The organism is Acidobacteriota bacterium (genome assembly GCA_003696075.1).
In the GTDB taxonomy this organism is placed as follows: domain Bacteria; phylum Acidobacteriota; class Polarisedimenticolia; order J045; family J045; genus J045.
This window is the reverse complement of sequence record RFHH01000107.1, coordinates 19610-36993: the sequence shown is the minus strand read 5'-3', so window position 1 is coordinate 36993 and position 17384 is coordinate 19610. Positions and strand designations below refer to the sequence as shown.

Annotated in this window: 7 protein-coding genes; 4 read left to right on the top strand and 3 right to left on the bottom strand. The window is 71.9% G+C overall.

All coding sequences use genetic code 11. The annotated features are described in order from the left end of the window. Window positions 1-208 precede the first annotated feature (208 nt). Window positions 209-1768, top strand: a complete 1560-nt coding sequence (locus D6718_06805; protein ID RMG45699.1) for a response regulator — start codon at window positions 209-211, stop codon at window positions 1766-1768. A gap of 44 nt (window positions 1769-1812) precedes the next feature. Next, a complete protein-coding gene (locus tag D6718_06800; protein RMG45698.1) occupies window positions 1813-3738 on the top strand; it encodes a response regulator in 1926 nt (641 codons plus the stop codon). Window positions 3739-3741: 3 nt separating this feature from the next. Here D6718_06800 and D6718_06795 read toward each other — a convergent pair whose 3' ends face one another. Further along, window positions 3742-5547 (bottom strand): peptidase M14, encoded by a 1806-nt coding sequence (locus D6718_06795; protein RMG45697.1) that lies wholly within the window; start codon window positions 5545-5547, stop codon window positions 3742-3744. After that, a complete protein-coding gene (locus D6718_06790; GenBank protein RMG45696.1) occupies window positions 5442-8054 on the bottom strand; it encodes a hypothetical protein in 2613 nt (870 codons plus the stop codon). Before D6718_06790 ends, D6718_06795 begins: the two co-directional genes overlap by 106 nt. Window positions 8055-8068: 14 nt before the next feature. On the opposite strand from D6718_06790, the gene D6718_06785 reads away from it, so the two are divergent. Beyond that, the gene (locus D6718_06785; protein ID RMG45695.1) at window positions 8069-11860 is read left to right on the top strand and encodes a response regulator; all 3792 of its coding nucleotides are present in this window, start codon (window positions 8069-8071) and stop codon (window positions 11858-11860) included. Between the two features lie 3 nt (window positions 11861-11863). Here the strand turns inward: D6718_06785 and D6718_06780 are convergent, their stop codons facing one another. Continuing rightward, entirely contained in the window at window positions 11864-13660 is a 1797-nt protein-coding gene (locus D6718_06780; protein RMG45694.1) for a hypothetical protein, read from the bottom strand. Here D6718_06780 and D6718_06775 point away from each other — a divergent pair. Continuing rightward, window positions 13604-17371 (top strand): hypothetical protein, encoded by a 3768-nt coding sequence (locus D6718_06775; GenBank protein ID RMG45693.1) that lies wholly within the window; start codon window positions 13604-13606, stop codon window positions 17369-17371. The two genes, D6718_06780 and D6718_06775, sit on opposite strands and share 57 nt — an antisense overlap. Window positions 17372-17384 lie beyond the last annotated feature (13 nt).

Below are 17384 nucleotides of genomic sequence, written 5' to 3'. Positions count from 1 at the left end.
CGGCCCGCCTCGCCGCGGCGGGAGACAGGGATCTCGCGCGCCGTTCGATCTCCGCCGTCCTGATCTACCTGTTTCTCGCCGGACTCCTCGCGTGGCTCGTTCGCATGGAGGGGGTGGCCGGCCGAGCGGTGGCGATCATTGCGACCGTCATGTTCGCGGTCGCTCTGGTGCGGATCGCCTGGTCGCTCGCCCAGCCGCGAGTCGCCCGGTGGTCCCCCGGGCGTGGCGGGCCGGATTCCGCGCCGGCGTGGTCGTCTCCGCCGTGCTGTGGAGCTCCGCCACCTTCCTCTACGTTTCCGGGCGCGGATTCGGTGAGGTTTCCTGCCTGCTGCTCGTCGCCACCGGCGGCCTGTGCGCCGGCGGCATCAACACGGTGGCTCCCAGCCTGCCGCTCTCGCGGCTTTTCGTGACGATCCTGCTCGCCCCGCTGACCGCTTTGCCGCTGGTGCGTCCGTCGCGGGAGTCGGCTGCCCTCGCGGCGATGGTGGCGATCTACCTCGGGTTCCTGTGGGTCCAGTCGGGGCTGACGAGCCGCGCGTACTGGTCGAACCTCCGCGCGAGGATGCTGCTGGAGGAACGCGCTCGCCAGCTCGAACAGGCCCGGGCGGAGGCGGAGCAGGCGTGCCGCGCGCGGGGACGCTTCCTCGCCAACATGAGCCACGAGATCCGGACCCCGATGAACGCCGTGCTCGGAATGACGAGCCTCGTGCTCGAGACCGACCTGACCGACGAACAGCGAGAGTACCTCGAGATCGCACGGGACTCGGGACGCGCCCTCCTCACACTCATCAACGACATCCTCGACTTCTCCAAGATCGAGGCGGGGAAGCTGGTCCTCGAGCGGATCCCCTTCGATCCCGCCGGACTGGCTCGCTCCACGATCCGGACGTTCCAGATACGGAACGCCAGGCCCGATCTGGCGATCGAGCTTTCTCTCGACCCCGATCTGCCGCCGCGGGTCATGGGCGATCCCGGCCGGCTCCGCCAGGTTCTGGTGAATCTCCTCGGGAACGCGGTGAAGTTCACGCCGCGCGGGAGGGTCACGTTGCGGGTCGAGCGGGAGGCCGGCGATCCGCCGCGCCTCCGCTTCGAGGTCCGCGACACCGGAATCGGTTTCGACGAGTCGATGCGCGAGCGGATCTTCGATGCGTTCGTCCAGGGCGATGCCTCGACGACACGACGCTACGGGGGAACGGGGCTGGGGCTGGCCATCTCGGCGCAGCTCGTGGCGATGATGGGGGGCCGTCTCGACGCGCGGAGCCGGCCCGGCCACGGCAGCTCGTTCTTCTTCAGCCTCCCCTGCGAGGAACCGGCCGTTCAGGCTGACGAGCCCGCCGCGCGGGACCTGCCCCACCCCGAACCGGCCCGCGTTCCGCGCCGCGTGCTGGTGGCCGAGGACAACCGGGTCAACCAGATGCTCGTCACCCGGGCGCTTTCGCGGCGCGGCCACCGGGTGGAGCTGGCAGCGAACGGCCAGGAGGCGGTCGAGCTGTTCGCGAGGAACCGCTACGACATCGTGCTCATGGACCTCCAGATGCCCGAGATGGACGGTTTCGCCGCCGCCGCCGCGATCCGGTCGCTCGAGCGCGGCAGCGGCCGCCACACGCCGATCGTCGCGCTGACCGCCCACGCGATGGCCGGCGACGAGAAGCGCTGTCTCGAGGCGGGGATGGACGCCTATCTCGCCAAGCCGTTCGACATCGAGCGCCTGGCGCGTCTCGTCGACGAGCTGACCGCGGCCACCCCCGCACCGGCTCCCGCCCTCTGATCGGTCACCGCGGCCGCCTCCTCCCGGCCGGACGGCGGGAGGATATGCTGGAGCGGTCCGGAGGCCGAGCCGTGGCGGAAGAGCCGAACCAGCGAGAAAAGCGCCAGCTCCCGGCTCCGCGCGCCGCCCCACCGCGCGGAGCCCACTGGATTCCGGCCGCGGCGATCGCCGCCATCGCGGTCGTGCTGGTCGCTTCGGCCTACTTGACCAGCGCCGTTCAGGATGCGGTCCGTGCCTACATCTCGGGAGAGGCGCTGTGGTCCAAGGCGCAGAAAGACGCCGTGTACGAGCTGGAGCGATTCGTGGACACGGGGAACCCGGTGCACCTCGAGCGGTTCCGCCGCGCCATCGCCGTGCCGCTCGCGGACCGGGAGGCGCGGGAGGCGCTGGAGAAGACGCCACCCGACCGGGAAGCCGCCGCGGCCGCCCTCCTCCGGGCCGGCCACGATCCGGAGGACATCCCGGCGCTCATCCGCCTGTTCGCCTGGCGCGAGTTCGTCCCACTGATGCCGCGCGCGGTGGCGGTGTGGCGCGAGGGTGACCGCGAGATCGCGCGGCTGTGCGAGCTCGCCTCCCGCCTCGAACGCCGGGCCTCCGACGCCGGGCGTCGGCCGGCGGATCTCGATCCGATCGTCGCCGGGATCGAGGAAGTGAACGAACGGGTCACGATTCTCGAGCGGGAATTCTCCGCGACGCTGGCGGAAGGCGCACGCCGCCTTCTCGGGGCGAGCCGCCTGTTCACCGTCGCAGCCGGCCTCCTGCTCGCCATCGCCGGCATTCTCCTGGTGCGCCGCACGGCGCGTGCCTCCCGGAAGGCACACGACCGCTGGCAGCGCGCCAGGCGCCTCGAGGCGCTGGCCCGGCTGGCGGGCGGGGTCGCCCACGATTTCAACAACCTCATGACGGCGGTCCTCGGCCACGCCGACCTGCTGGAGCGGGTCGTGGCGCACTCCCCGGAAGGGAACCTGCACCTCCGGGAGATCCGGCGCGCGGTCGAACGGGCGTCGAAGCTGGCCCGGCAGATGCTCGCGTTCGGAAGGCGCCAGGCGCTGGCCCCGGAACGGCTGGACGCCCGCGAGGTCATCCGCGAACTCGCACCGATGTTCCGCGGGGTGTTGCCGGAGGAGACCTCCCTCGCGATCGATGCGGGCTCCTCTCCCCTTCCGGTCGAGGCCGACAGGCTGGCTCTCGAGCAGGCGCTCATGAACATCCTGCTCAACGCTCGGGACGCCGTGGAGGGCGGCGGACGGATCGCCGTTCGCGCGCGAGCCGAGTCGCTCGGCGCCGGGGCCGCGCCGGAGCTCGCACCCGGCCGCTACGCCGTGATCGAGGTGGAGGATTCCGGCGCCGGCATGGACGAGACGACCCGTCAGCGGATCTTCGAACCGTTCTTCACGACGAAGGGGGCGGGCCGGGGTACGGGACTCGGCCTGTCGATGGCCTACGGGGTCGCGCGGCAAAGCGGCGGCGGTGTCACCGTGGACAGCCGCCCCGGCCGGGGGACGACGGTCCGCGTCTACCTCCCGCTCGCGCCACCCCGGCGCTCCGGGGCCACCCCCCGGCCGGAAGCGCACCCGCCGGGGCCCCGGGCCACGATCCTGCTCGTCGAGGACGATCCGGAGGTGCGGCGCCTTCTCGAGCGGGCGCTCGCCCTGCAGGGGCATCGCGTCATCTCCGCCGCCGGAGGCGAGGAGGCCCTCGAGGCGGCCCGGCGCCACCCCGGCCCGATCGACCTTCTCATCACCGACGTGATCATGCCGGGCCGCAGCGGCCCCTCGCTGGCGAGGGAGCTCCAGAGCTCGCGGCCGGAGATGCGCGTGCTGTTCATCTCGGGCTATCCCGGCGAGGAGCTGGAGCGTCACGGTGTGCCGCGCGACGCCGAGCTCCTCCCGAAGCCGTTCGGCCCGCTCGCCTTGCAGGTCCGCGTGGAGAAGATCCTCTCCCGCTCCCGGCCGGCGGCCGGCGGCTGAGCCTCACTCGAGGGAGACCTCCCGCCGGATCTGCCCCCCCTTGAGGCTGTCGTATCGGACCTCGACCGTCCGGCCGTGCGGGGCCAAGAGGAAGTACAGAAAGCGCGCTCCGCGCCCCGGCACCCCCGGAACCTCGAGCCGCTCCGGCCGGTGCCGCTGCCAGTCGATGCGGCGCAGCCACCGGTCGCGGACCACACCGCTCGCGACGACCTCGGCACCCTCTACCGTCGCGATGTCGAGCCGGTGCAGCCGGTTTTGCCGGGCCCACGCCGTCACCGTCGGGATGGCCCGTTCGTTCACGACGGGAACGACGATCTCCCACAGTCCGCGGTCCAGCCGCTTCGCCTCCGGCTCCCCGAACCGCAGGAGCGGGAGCTGCGAGGCGTGGTAGAGAACGAAGGCACTGTTCCGGTGGCACTCTTCCTCGAGCATCCAGCCCTCGGGAACCCGGCCGACGTCCGGCCTGAATCCCCCGACCTCGATCGCCCCGTACTGGGGATGATCGACCGGGTGCCACGGGACGAACTGCCGGCCGAACGTCAACCGGTCGTTGAAAGCGAGCCGCTCCTGCTGGGTGGTCTTTCCATCCCCGTCGAGATCGTCCGGCGGCGCGTACAGCTCGTTGGTGAACGCGATGGCGCCGTGGATCCGGTAGAAGTGATCGATCGTGCTGCCGAACACGGTGTAGAGGTCCTTCCACACCACTAGCTTCCGGTATCCGGGTAGAAGCCGCTCCCCCTCCTCCGCGATCAGCTCGTACACCTTCTCGTCCTCGGGCGGGTAGGCCGGTTCGCTCTCGGCCCCCGGTCCGCGCAGGATCATCCGGCCGGCGTTGTGGAAGCTTTGGACCGCGGCGATGTTGGGGTGCTGCAGGGCCCACAGGGCGATCGACCGCGTTTCCGGGATCTGGAGCGGATAGTCTCCCGCCCCGCTCTGAACGTAGCGGGGCTGCCAGTCGTATCCCCACGTGCGGTTCGGATCGACGTATCCGACGGGGTCCTCGTCGATCCGGCCGTCGCCGTCGTTGTCGTAGCCTTCGCGGCCCAGGAGCAGGTAGTCCCCCAACTCGTCCGGTCCCGCCCGCACGAGCGCGCGCGGATCCTCGGGATCGAGCCGGTAGTCGCCTTCGCCCGGCGCCACCTTCTTGCGCATCATCGTGATCACGCCATCGCCGTCGAGGTCGTCCGGCCCGTCTTCGTCCACCAGCCCGTCGCGGTCGTCGTCGTAGGGAACGATGACCGTGCGCGGATAATCGGCGGTCGACGGCTTGTCGAACCACCACGCCCGCCCGTCGGGGTTGACGACGGGAACGACATAGAGCACCGCCCGGTCCACCAGTTCCGTCACCGGATCGAGCTCGCCGTAGTGCGAAAGGACGAAGTCGATCACGTACAGGGCCGTCTCCGCTCCCTGCACCTCGTTCGCGTGGGTGTTGCCGTCGATGTAGATGGCCGGCTTGGACGACTCGTCCCCCGTCTCCGGATTGCGGATCGCCAACAGCCAGATGTCGCGTCCTCCGCGGCTCTTGCCCAGCGACTCGAGGCGAGCCAGGTCCGGGTAGGCCCGCGCGTAGCGTTCCAGCAGCTGCTCGATCTCCTCGAAGCGGTGCAGCCGGTCGAACCGGGGGTGCGGCGCATCCGGGACCGTTCCGGCCGACGCCGTCCACGTTCCGAACAGGACGAGCGCGACGCCGGCGAGCCGTCTCACCGGGCGGTCCCCCGCAGTTCCGCGACCGCCGACGCCCGTCCGGCCTGATCCGAGACGGCCTCCACCTCGACCGCCCCACCCTCCGGAGCGTGAACGAGCCATTCGGCCTCCAGTCTCCCGGTGACGCCGGCGAGCCGTTCCGCCGCGACCCACGGGCGCCCCGCCAGCAAGGCCGCGCCCTCCGGAAGACGGATCGAGAGCCGGACCGGGAGGTGGACACGGGCCCTCGCGGCCTGCCGGGTGTGGGTGGCGAGGAAACCGGAGTTCGCGGCGACCGCCCGAACGGTGAAGACCGCCCGCCCGGCGGGGCGAACCTCCAGCGACGCGATCTCGAGCCGGGGAAGTTTGTCCGCCAGGTCGAGCACTGTCTCCACGTGGACATCGAGAGCCGGATCGAGAATCTCGCGCGGGGGGTTCAGGGCGAGGAACGGGTCGAGACCGCCGGTCTCCGCCGCCCGTCCGTCCTTCAGACGCACCGCCGTCCACGGGCGGTAGGCGCCGGGAACCCGTTCGACCGCCCAGGCGAAAAGGGCTCGGCGGCGGGCCTCGCCCCGCGCGCGCTCGTCCTCGCGCGCCGCGGCGAGTGCGGCCACGTCCTCCGGCGAGATCTCCCCGGCCCGGACCCGGTCGATGACGCTCGCGGCCCCGACGTCCGGGGCGACACCGTGGGCGCGCAGGAACCGTTCCAGGCGATCCGGCGGAATCTCGGCGAACTCCTCCCGCGTCATCTTCGACAGCGAGGCCGCCGTCAGCTCGGTGTCTCCCTCCTTCGGCTCCGGCGCGCGCGGGCGGGGCGGTCCCCAGACGTCGAGGGAGAAGGCGAAGGCCCCGTACTGGAAGTAGAGCCAGGCGGCCAGCCCGCCCGGCCCCGACCGGTCGGCCCGCCTTTCCGGGTCGAGACCGGCCGCCCGCAAGCGCTCCCGGTACGCCTCCGCCAGCCGCGCGAGGTCCGCCCGGTCCTCCGCGTCCCACTCCTTCGCCGGACCGGGCGCCAGCATCGCGGCGAGCCGGTCCTTGTCGAGGCCTCCGCTTCGCACGAACGGCAGGTCTTTCACCCGGTCCCACAGCTCGTCCAGCGTCATCCGCGCGCCGGGCTCGAGACCGAACCGGCGGGCGAACCGGCCGGGAATTTCGACCGGCGTCCCGCCGGAGGCACCCCTCCCGCGCTCCGGCGGAAGGGCGAGAAGGTCGTTCGCGGGGCCGAAGATCACCGCCGCAGCGATCCGCCGGTGCGCCAGCAGGAAGTCGAGAATCGCCCGGGTCTCGGGCGCCGCGCTCGGCCACGGACCGGCTGCCGGATCGGGAAACGGAAAGGCGTGCGGGAAGTTGCGGTCCGGATCGATGCCCCCCGGCCCATCCTCGTTGAACCGGCCGTCGCCGTCGTCGTCCTCCCCCTCCACCACGAGGCGGAACGCGCCGGCTCGCCGGCGCCGCGGATCGCGGCGGACCATCAGGCGCGGATCGATCGGATCCGGGAGCCATTCGCCCGCGGGGTCGGGTATCCGAAGCATCCGGATCACGCCGTCCCCGTCGAGATCGTCCGGCCCGTCCTCTCCGGCGAAGCCGTCTCGGTCCCGGTCCACCTCCCCGCCGTTCGCCGTCCTCGGGGCTCGGGGCGTCCCGAAGAAGGCGTCGTGGGCGTCCGGGTTGAGCACGGGCGCCACGAAGAACGTGGTCCGAGCGATCGCATCGCGCGACCGGTCGCTTCCGTCCAGGAGTTTCCGGACGAGCGCGAGCGCCGCCTCCGTTCCGGCGTTGTGCCGGCCATCGACATTGGCCCCCACGAACAGCGCCGGCCGCTCCTCCGGGGGGATCTCGCCCGGGCCGGCGATCCGGATCACCAGCAGCGGGCTCCCGGCCGCGGACGCACCGATGGCGGAAACCTCGGCGATGCCGGGATGAGCGGCGGCCCACGCCGCGAGTTGTCGCTCCACCTCGGCGGTGTCGTGGTAGCCGGCGGAAAGGGATGCCCCCGCCGCCCATGCGAGGCCGGAAAGCATCGCCAGGACGGCGGGCGGGATTCGTCGCAACACGCCGGGCCTCCGGTAACGGGACGGGCCGCCCATGATGGCGGTGGCAACGCCCGGCGACAAGAGGTTCCCGGTCACGGCTCGCGTAGGGATCTGGCCTCTGCGGCGCTCGCCCTCACGCGGCGGCGGGGGTGCGGCACGGGACCGCGCCGGCGCGGCGGCGGTTCGGGCGGCGTGCGCCAGACGAAGATCCGGTACCCGAGAACGGCGCCCAGGCTCGGGAAGAGTCCTCCCGCATCGTGGGCCTCGACGATCACCGCGTGCCCCTCGCCGCGCAGGCGCCCCGCGATCAGCTCGGCCTCCGCGAGGGTGGAGACGATCGCCACCAGCTCCCATCCTCCGGCGCCGTCCCGTTCGAGCATCGACTCCCTCCGCGGCTCCGCCGGCGGGGCGGCGCTCCGTTCGCGGCGCCGTTGGGCTGGCGGAGACCCCCGCCGGCACCCGCCTTCGCACTGCTGCTCGGTGGTCCCGGATTCCGGGAGGAGCGCACCCCGTCCTTCCGGAACCGCCCTGAAGCCAGTTTACGCTGCGGGCCGGCATCCCGCGGTGCCGTGGACAACGGCACCGCAGCACCGGCATGATGCGGCCGAGGGATGGCCGGCCTGGGGGGGTCGACCGGGCGGCTTTCCGCCGGAGGGCCCATGCGCTGGCCGTGCGCAGCCGCCGTGCCGATCGCCGCCCTGGCCCTCGGGGCCGGCGCGGCCCCTCCCCCGGATCCGCTCGGAGATCCGGCACGCTGGGTCCGCTTCGACGAGAGGGACGGGCTTCCGCCCGGCCGCCTGCTCGCGCTCGTCAGGTCCGGCGACGGGACGGTCTGGGCGGGTGGCGAGGGCGGGCTCGCCTACTACGACGGTTACCGGTGGACGCGGGTGCACGTGGGGGGCCCGGTGCGGTCGATGGCCTCGGCATCCGATGGCGGGCTCTACGTGGTCGCCGGACGCCGCCTTCTGTTCGGACGGGACGAGCGCTTCGAACCGGTCGATGTCGCGCCGATCGAACCGGCGGCGGTGGCCCGCATCGCCGAAGGCGGCGTCCTCGTGGTGGGGCCTTACCGAGACCGGCCGCCCCCGGCCTTTCCCGCCGGCTACGTCGTCGTGAAGGACGGGCGGCCGCGCACGCCCCGCCCGCTCGATTACCTCTGGCGCGGCCATCGGCCGTTGCTCTCCGCGACCGGCTCGGGACACCCCTGGTTGTCGGTCGGGCCGGCGGTCCTCCGGTGGAGCGACGGGCGCTTTTCGCTCGTCGAACCGTTCTCGCGGCCCGGGGTCCGCCTCGTGGTCGCGGTCGAGAACGCGCGGGGCGACGGCCTCGCCGGCATCTGGCTCCCGGCACCGCTCGCCGGCCTGTGGGCATGGACGGCGGGGGAAGCTCCTCGCCGCCAACCCGGCGAAGGGTACGGAATGCTCGCGGCGGCGGCCCTGGCCGAGGACGGGACGGCCGTGGCGGTGTACGACTCGAGGGACGTTCGCGTCCGCCGCGGGGGCGTTTGGCGCTCGCTGAGCCCCGCGCCGGAACCGCTAAGCCATGCGCGCTGGCTGCGCTTCGCCGGCGACGGAGAGCTGTGGGCGGCGACGGCGGAGGCGCTGCATCTGTTCCGGCCCGACGCCACGGTATGGACGAACGACCGCCACGGATTCCCCGACGTCCGGCGAGACCGCGTGCACGATCTCGCCCTCGACGGCCGGGGTGGCCTCCTGGCCGCCACCGGCGGCGGTGTCGAAAGGCGGCCGGTGACCGGCGGCCTCCCGGTGCCGCTTCCCGAGCTCCCGGACGGCGGCCGGGCGAGCGTGACCACGGTCGGCGTCGACGGAAAGGGGCGGATCTGGGCCGGCAGCGGAGATTCCTTCGAAGGCGTTCGCGTGCTCGACGGGGAGCGCTGGCGCGTCGTGGAGCGCGACGCCGGCGGCGAGCCGCTCGGCCTCGTCCATCGCATCCGTCCCGGGCGGGACGGCGGGCTGTGGTTCCTGTCGATCGCTCCCTCCCGCGAAGCGCTCCAGCGGATGGAGGGGCGTTTGTTCCGCCTCGTGGGGGACGACGTGCGGCTCTGGCCGCCCTCGAGGGAGCTGCACGGCCTGCGCCCGTACGACATCGCGGTCGACGGCGAGGGAACGGTGTGGGTCGCCTCCAGCACCGGGCTCCTTCGCCACCGGGACGGGCGCTGGACCCGGCTCGTGCCGGACGATCCGTCGGCCTCGCGCATGCTCGCCGTCGCCGCGCGGCCCGGATGCGGTGCCGCAGCGCTGTCGGAAGCGGGCAAGGTCTTTCTCGCGGGAGAAGACGGCCGCCTGAAGGCGATCGGCCCGGCATCGGCGGCGCGGAGCCCCTCGCCCGGAAGCCTGGCGTTCGACGCGAAGGGGCGGCTGTGGGTGGCGGTAGGGGAGCGCGTTTACTGCCGCACGGGGGGGAGCTGGCTGCGCGTCGACCGGACGACCGGGCTCGACGCCGGCCCTCTCTGGCCGCTCCTTCCGACTGGAGAGCGTCTCTTCGTCGGCGCCCTGGGGACCGGGTTGTGGACGCTTCCGCTCGCACCGCTCGATCGGTATCCGCCCCGGATCGCCGCCGACCCGCCGCTGATGCGGGGGGGAACGGCTCTCGTCCGGGTGCACCCGCAACCGTTCAAGGGGTGGCCGCGGCGCGAGCGCATCCCGGTCCGCTTCCGCGTCGATGGCGGTCCGTGGTCCGCGTGGCGGTACGGCGAGGCGATCGAGATCGGCGGGCTCGCGCCCGGATCGCACCGGATCGAAGTGCAGGCGGGATCCCCGCTCGGTGTCGGCGGTCCGGCAGCCGAGGTGACGGCGACGGTGAGCCGGCCGCTCTACCGGTCGCCCGCCTTCCTGCTCCCGTTCGCGCTCCTCACGGCGGCGTTCGCCGCCGTCACGGTGTCCTTCGTGCGGCGCCGCCGCCGGGATGCCGAGCGGCTGCGGGCGAGCGAGCGGAAGTACCGGCGGCTGATGGAGGACGCGTTCGAAGGCATCCTCTTGCTCGACGACGACCTCCGGATCGCTTCCGCCAACCGGAGCGCCGGCCGCCTGCTCGGCCTTCCCCCCGCGCAGCTCGCCGGCCGTCCCATCTCCTCGATCTGCGCGAGGAGGGAACGCGGCGAGGCACTGGCCCGCGCGGTGGCGGAGCTGGCGCCCGGGCGCGCGCTGGTCCTCGAGTGCGAACTGGCCGGCCACGAGCCGACCCTCGCCGAAATCAGCGTGACCCGCGTCCCGGGGGGACCCATCCAGCTGATGGCCCGGGACATCACCGAGCGGCGGCGGCTGGAGCGGGAGCGGCTGCAGCTCGAGCGGCGTCTCGCCGAAACGCAGAAACTGGAGAGCCTGGGGGTCCTCGCCGGCGGGGTCGCCCACGACTTCAACAACCTGCTCACGACGATCCTCGGCAATGCCGAGGTCGCCCTCTCCGAGCTTCCGGAGGGAGCTCCGTCCCTGCCCTACATCGAGAACGTCAGGCGCACCGCCAAGAGAGCGGCCGAGCTCACCCGCCAGCTCCTCGACTACGCGGGAGGCTCGGCGATGGTCCGGATGCCCGTGGACCTCAACGAGCTGGTGGGAGAGATGCTCGCCCTGCTCAGGACGACCGTGGGCGATCGAATCGAGCTGGACTGCCGGCTCGATCCCTCCGCGCCCGCGGCGGCCGGCGACTCCAGCCGGCTGCGCCAGGTGCTCCTGAATCTCGTCGTCAACGCCGGCGAGGCGATCGGCAGCCGTCCGGGCCGGATCCTCGTCACCACCCGAAACGCCGGCGCGGCGGTCGAGCTGGCGGTGGAGGACGACGGTCCCGGCGTCGATCCCGCGGTGCGCGGGCGGATCTTCGATCCGTTCTTCACCACGAAGTTCTCCGGGCGCGGACTCGGCCTGGCGGCGGTGAAGGGAATCGTCGAGGCGCACGGAGGAACGATCGAGGTGGGCGACTCCGAGGAGCTGGGCGGTGCCCTGTTCACCGTTCGGATCCCCGCCGCCGCCCGCGATGAAACGGACGCCCCCGCGGCTGCGCCCGGGCGCGGGCGGAGAGCGGCCGGCGGTACCGTTCTGCTGGTGGACGACGAGCCCGACGTGCGCGAGGTCGCGGCTCGCGCCCTGGTCGCCGCCGGGTACGACGTTCTCGAAGCCTCCTCGGGGGAAGAGGCGCTGGCGCAGGTGGCGCGCGCGAGCCGGATCGACGCCGCCGTGATCGATCTCACGATGCCGGGAATGGACGGGGTCGAGCTGCTCGAACGCCTGCGGCGCGACCGCCCCGCCCTGCCCTGCGTTCTCGTCTCCGGTTGGAGCGAGCGCGGCGCCGGCGAACGCGCATCCCGCATGACCGGAGTCGTCTTCGTCCGGAAGCCGTTCGAGGCGGAGGAACTGCAGAACGCGGTCGCCACGGCGGCTTCCGGATGACGCTCAGCGGCAGGACGCGAGGAGACGCCGGGCGCGCTCTTCGATCGCCTCGAACCGGCCCGACAGGAGATCCTCCGGGGGAAAGAGCGGCGCAACGAATCCGACCGCGTGCGCTCCGGCGTCGAGAAAGGCGCGTGCGTTCCGCTCGTCGACCCCGCTCGTCGGCACGATCCGGAGCTCGGGAAGCGGCCCGAGCAGGGCCCGGACGAAGTCGGCGCCCCCCGGCGGCGCTGGGAACAGTTTCTGCATCGGCGCCCCGGCGGCGCGCGCTCGATGCATCTCGGTGGCGGTCCCGCAGCCCGGAATCGGCGTGAGGCCGCAGCGCAGCGCCTCGGCGATCACCGCCTCGTCGACAACGGGCGAAACGACGAACGACGCCCCCGCGGCGGCCGCCCGGCGCACCTGATCCGGATGGAGCACCGTTCCGGCGCCGACGAGGAGTCCTTCCCTGCCGGCGAAGGCCTCGATCGCCTCGAAGGCGCCGGGGCACGAGAGCGTGAACTCCACGATCCGGAAGCCGCCGCGGACGGCCGCCTCCATCGCCGGCCGGACGGCCTCCGCCGCCCCGGTCCGCAGGATCGCCACCGCGCGCTCGCGCCCGAACGCTTCGACCACCCCGACGTCCCGCGCCGTGCCGCCGCTCATGGCGCGATTATGACCGATCCGGCCGCCGGGCCACCGCCGTTGCCCCGCTCGGCCGCCCCGCCGTATATGGTGGGCGCCGACGGCGCCCGCCGCGCGGAGGGAGGAAGGCGGCGGGCGCCCCCCGGGAGGAGGCGGGCCATGAGTCGAGTCCTGAGCGCGGCCGCCGGTCGCGTGCTGACGTTCGTCCTCGTCGTGTCGTCCTCGATCGCCGGCGTTGCGCCAGCGCAGGCCTTCGCGCCGCGCCGGGAGCCGGCGAGATTCGACCACCTCGCGATCCCCGATCCGACGGCGGGGATCGGCACCCTGGGTACGCCTCCCGAGAGACTGCCCGCAGGCGATCCGGTGCGCGCCGGTTGGGAACGGTTCCGGGCCGGCGAGGGGCGCGGTTGGAAGGCCTGGCTGGACAGGCGCTCCGGCCTTCCGCTCCTGGCGCAGGGCGCCGGGATCGAGTGGTATCCGGCCGGTCGCGGCCCCGAACCGAGCCTCGACGAGCTCGCCGCGATGGCGGAGCGGTTCATCGAGGAACACCCGGTCATCCTCGGCCGCTGGGACGGCCAGCTCCGGCTCGACCGCGAGGCCTCCGGCCGCATCGGCGAGAACGTCCGCCTGGTCACCTTCCGGCAGGTCGTCGACGGCGTCCCCGTGCGGGGCGCCCGCTACGACTTCCACGTCAGCCGCGGACGTCTCGTGGCGTTCGGCGCCAGCCGCTTCGCTCCGGTCCGCCGCTCGACCCGCCCCCTCCTCGACCGGACCGAGGCGCACGCGGCGCTGCTCGAGCGGCTGGGCGTGACGAGTGCCGGGGAGATCGAGGAGACCGGGCCCGGTCGCCTGGAACTCCTGCCGGTCGATCCGGCGCGCCGGATCGGCGAGGCTTACGAGGGTGCGGTCGGCCGCGGCTACGATCATCTGCTGGCGTGGCGCTTCGAGTTCCGGGTGCCCGGGGAAGCGCCCCTTTGGGTGGCCTATGTCGACGCCGACACCGGGGATCTCGACGCCCTCTACGACGCGGCGAAGTACGAGCAGGTGCAGGGCGGGGTGTTCCCCGTTTCGAACGACGGCGACTGCGCCAACGACGGCTGCCAGGTGGACGGCTTCCCGATGCCGTTCGCCGACACCAGCGAGGACGGGGGACCCCCGCAGACCGCCACGGACCATGGACTGTACGAGTGCGCCTCGGCCGGATCGGACATCGCCACCCACCTCGACAGCCAGTACGTCCGCATCAACGACATCTGCGGTCCGATCGAGGAGCACACCGTCTGTGACGATCCGCTCGACCTCGGCTCGACGAGCGGCCTCAACTGCAGCGTGGAACCGGGTGCGTCTGCCGGGAACACCCAAGCCGCCAAGACCGCCTTCTACCACATCAACGTGATCAAGGAGAAGGCGCGCGGGTATCTGCCGACGAACGACTGGCTGCAGCAGAAGCTCACCGTGCGCGTCAACATCAACAGCACCTGCAACGCCTACTGGGACGGTCGCGTGAACATGTACCGCGAAGGGGGCGGTTGCTCGAACACCGGGACGAACATGGGGGTCCTCGTCCACGAATGGGGCCACGGGATGGACGAGAACGACGGCGGCGGCTACGACAATCCGTCGGAGGGCTACGCCGACGTCACCAACATCCTGGAATCCCACGAGAGCTGCATCGGGCGCGGCTTCTACGAGTCCGGCACCTGTTCCGGATACGGGGACGCCTGCCTGAGCTGCACCGGGATCCGCGAGATGGACTGGGACAAGCGCGAGTCGCACACCCCAGCGACCCCCGCTGGCTTCTCCCAGAACAACTGCGGCGGCGGCGGCGATCCCTGCGGCAAGGAGCCCCACTGCGGCAGCTATATCGTGTCGGAGGCGATCTGGGACCTCGCGACCCGCGATCTTCCGGCATCCGGCATGGATCCGGCGTCCGCCTGGCTGCTCACGGAGAAGCTGTGGTACGAATCGCGCTCCGGCTCCGGAGGCGATGCCTACAACTGCTCCCTCCCGAACTCGGACGGTTGCGGAACGAATTCCTGGTTCCACAAGCTCCGCCTCGCCGATGACGACGACGGGAACCTGGACAACGGGACCCCGCACGCCGCGGCGATCTTCGCCGCCTTCGACCGCCACGGGATCGCCTGCGGGTCGGCCACCGACATTTCGAACCAGGACTACTCCTCCTGCCCCACCCTGGCCGCGCCGTCGCTGTCGGCCAAGGCGCTGACCAACGCGGTGGAGTTGAGCTGGAGCGAGGTCCCGGGGGCCACCCGGTATCGGATCTACCGCAACGACCTCGGTTGCGATCGCGGCCAGCTCGTCGTGGCGGACGTGGCGGCTCCCGCGACTTCATTTACCGACGACGGTCTGATGAACGACTTCACCGTCTACTACCGGGTCCAGGCGATGACCGACAACGGTGCGTGCCTGTCGCCGGTGTCGAACTGCGTCGAGAGCGCCCCGCAGCCGTTCGCCGGCAAGGTTCGCCTCGATCAGGAGACGTACGGCTGCAGCAACAGGATCGGCATCAAGGTGACCGACGCGAACGTCGGCGCCCCGACGGTCGACGTCACGATTCACTCCGACACGGAGGTCGATCCCGAGACGGTGACCCTCACCGAGACGGCCCCTGGGAGCGGCAAGTTCGTCGGGGAGATCTACACGACCTCCGGAGCGCCCGTCCACGGCGACGGGCTCCTCTCCACGACGCACGGCGACCTGATCCTGGTGGAGTACATCGATGCCGACGACGGGGCCGGTGGCCAGAACCTGGTGCGCCAGGACACCGCCACCTCCGACTGCGTCTTCCCCCTCATCTCCGGCGTCGGCGAGCAGAACGTGACCGGTTCCTCCGCGGACATCGTGTGGGACACGGACGAAATCTCGGACAGCGTGGTGGTCTGGGGACCCGCGATCCCGCCCGACCGGACCGAAACGGGCCCCGACCGGGTCACGCAGCACACGGTCTCTCTTTCGGGGCTCTCCGAGTGCACCGTCTACTACTACGAAGTCCACTCCACCGATCCCGCGGGAAACACCGCGATCGACGACAACCACGGGGCCTATTACCACTTCGAGACGCTCGGGGATTTCGGCGACGGCCTCCAGCCCTGCCACGAAGGGAGGGTGACCGTGGAAGCCCCCGTCTACTCCTGCTCCGACACGGTCACCTTCCGGGTGGTCGACATGGACCTCAACACCGACCCGAACGTCGCGGAGACTGCCGTGCTGGAGGTGACGAGCACGACCGAGACCGATCCGGAGCTGGTCACGGTCACCGAGACGGGCCCCGACACCTCGAAGTTCACCGGTTCGATCGCCACCGCTGAGGGGCCGCCCGCTCCCGACGGTGTGCTCCAGACCCAGGACGGCGACCTGCTGACGGTGACCTATCTCGACGCCGACGACGGCACCGGGTCGCCGGCGATCTCGTACGACACGGCCGACCTCGATTGCGGCGGCCCGGAGATCTCCTCGATCCACGTCGATACGCTCACGGACGCCCGCGGCACCGTCCGCTGGACGACCGACGAGCCGGCCGATTCCGTGGTCGAGTGGGGCCTGACGCCCGACCTCGGCAACACGGCCAGCGACGGGGCGCTGGTGACCGGCCACGCCATCACTCTCAATCAGTTCGACATCTGCGGGCTCGTGTACGTCCGGGTCCGGAGCACGGACGAGTACGGGAACACCACGGTGGCGGACGACCACGGCCAGCCGTTCACCTTCCTCACCTACGACATCCCCGGACTGTACTACCGCGAGAGGTTCGAGTCCGGAGCGCCGGGATGGACGCTCGGCGGGGAGTGGGAGGTCGGTCCTCCCCAGGGCCTCGGCTCGGGGTTCGGCCATCCCGATCCGACGGCCGCCTACAACAACACGGGCGTCTTGGGGCACGATCTGACGGGACTCGGTGCGCATCCGGGTGACTACGAGCCGAACACCGCCGAGGTCGCCCGCATGCCCGCGCAGGACGCCACCTCGTGGCGGAACACGAAGCTGATCCTCTACAAGCACCTGAACGTGGAGCGCAACGACGACGCATCGATCTGGCTGTGGACCACCAACGGCGTGCCCATTTACCGCAGCAGCGGCAGTACGATCACCGACTCGAGCTACTCCAAGATGGAGTTCGACATCTCGGGGCGCGCCGACGGGCAGCCCTCCCTCTTCCTGGAGTTCCGGCAGCAGGCCGACGGCTCGGACCAGCGCTCCGGCTGGAACATCGACGACGTGATCCTCAAGGACGGGTCCTTGCCCGACTACGCACCCTGCGGTGGCTGCCGGCAGCCCCCGTCCTTCGCCGGGGCGACCTCGATTCAGGACAACGACGCCTGCGGGGCGACCGGAATCACGGTCTCCTGGGACGAGGCCGTTTCCTGGGGCTCCGGTGGCGGCGGAACCTACGCCGTCTACCGCTCCACGCAGCCGCTGTTCACCCCCGGCCCCTCGAATCTCATCGCATCGGGGGTGACCGGCCTCTCCTACAACGACACGACGGCTCCCAGCGACGGTACGATCGTGTTCTACGTCGTCCGGGCCGAGAACGACGAGACGTGCGGGTCGGGACCCAACAACGGCGGCTTGATGGACGACAACCTCGTCTACGCATCCTCCGCCGACATGACGCAGCAGCCGACTCCCGCGGGGATCGACACGCTCCGCGTCGACATCGTCTCGCACGCCCACGTGCGGTTGACCTGGGAAGCCGCCTCCGGCGCGACGGAGTACGCCGTCTACCGGTCCGCCAGCCCGCTTCCCGGGGACTTCCAGTCGCTGGGGCGCACCGGCGAGCTTTTCTACGACGACGTCGGCGCCGGCGCGACCCAGCACACCTGGTTCTACCTCGTCCGCGGCGTCAACGCCTGCGGGAACGAAGGACCCTGAACGCTCCGGCGGC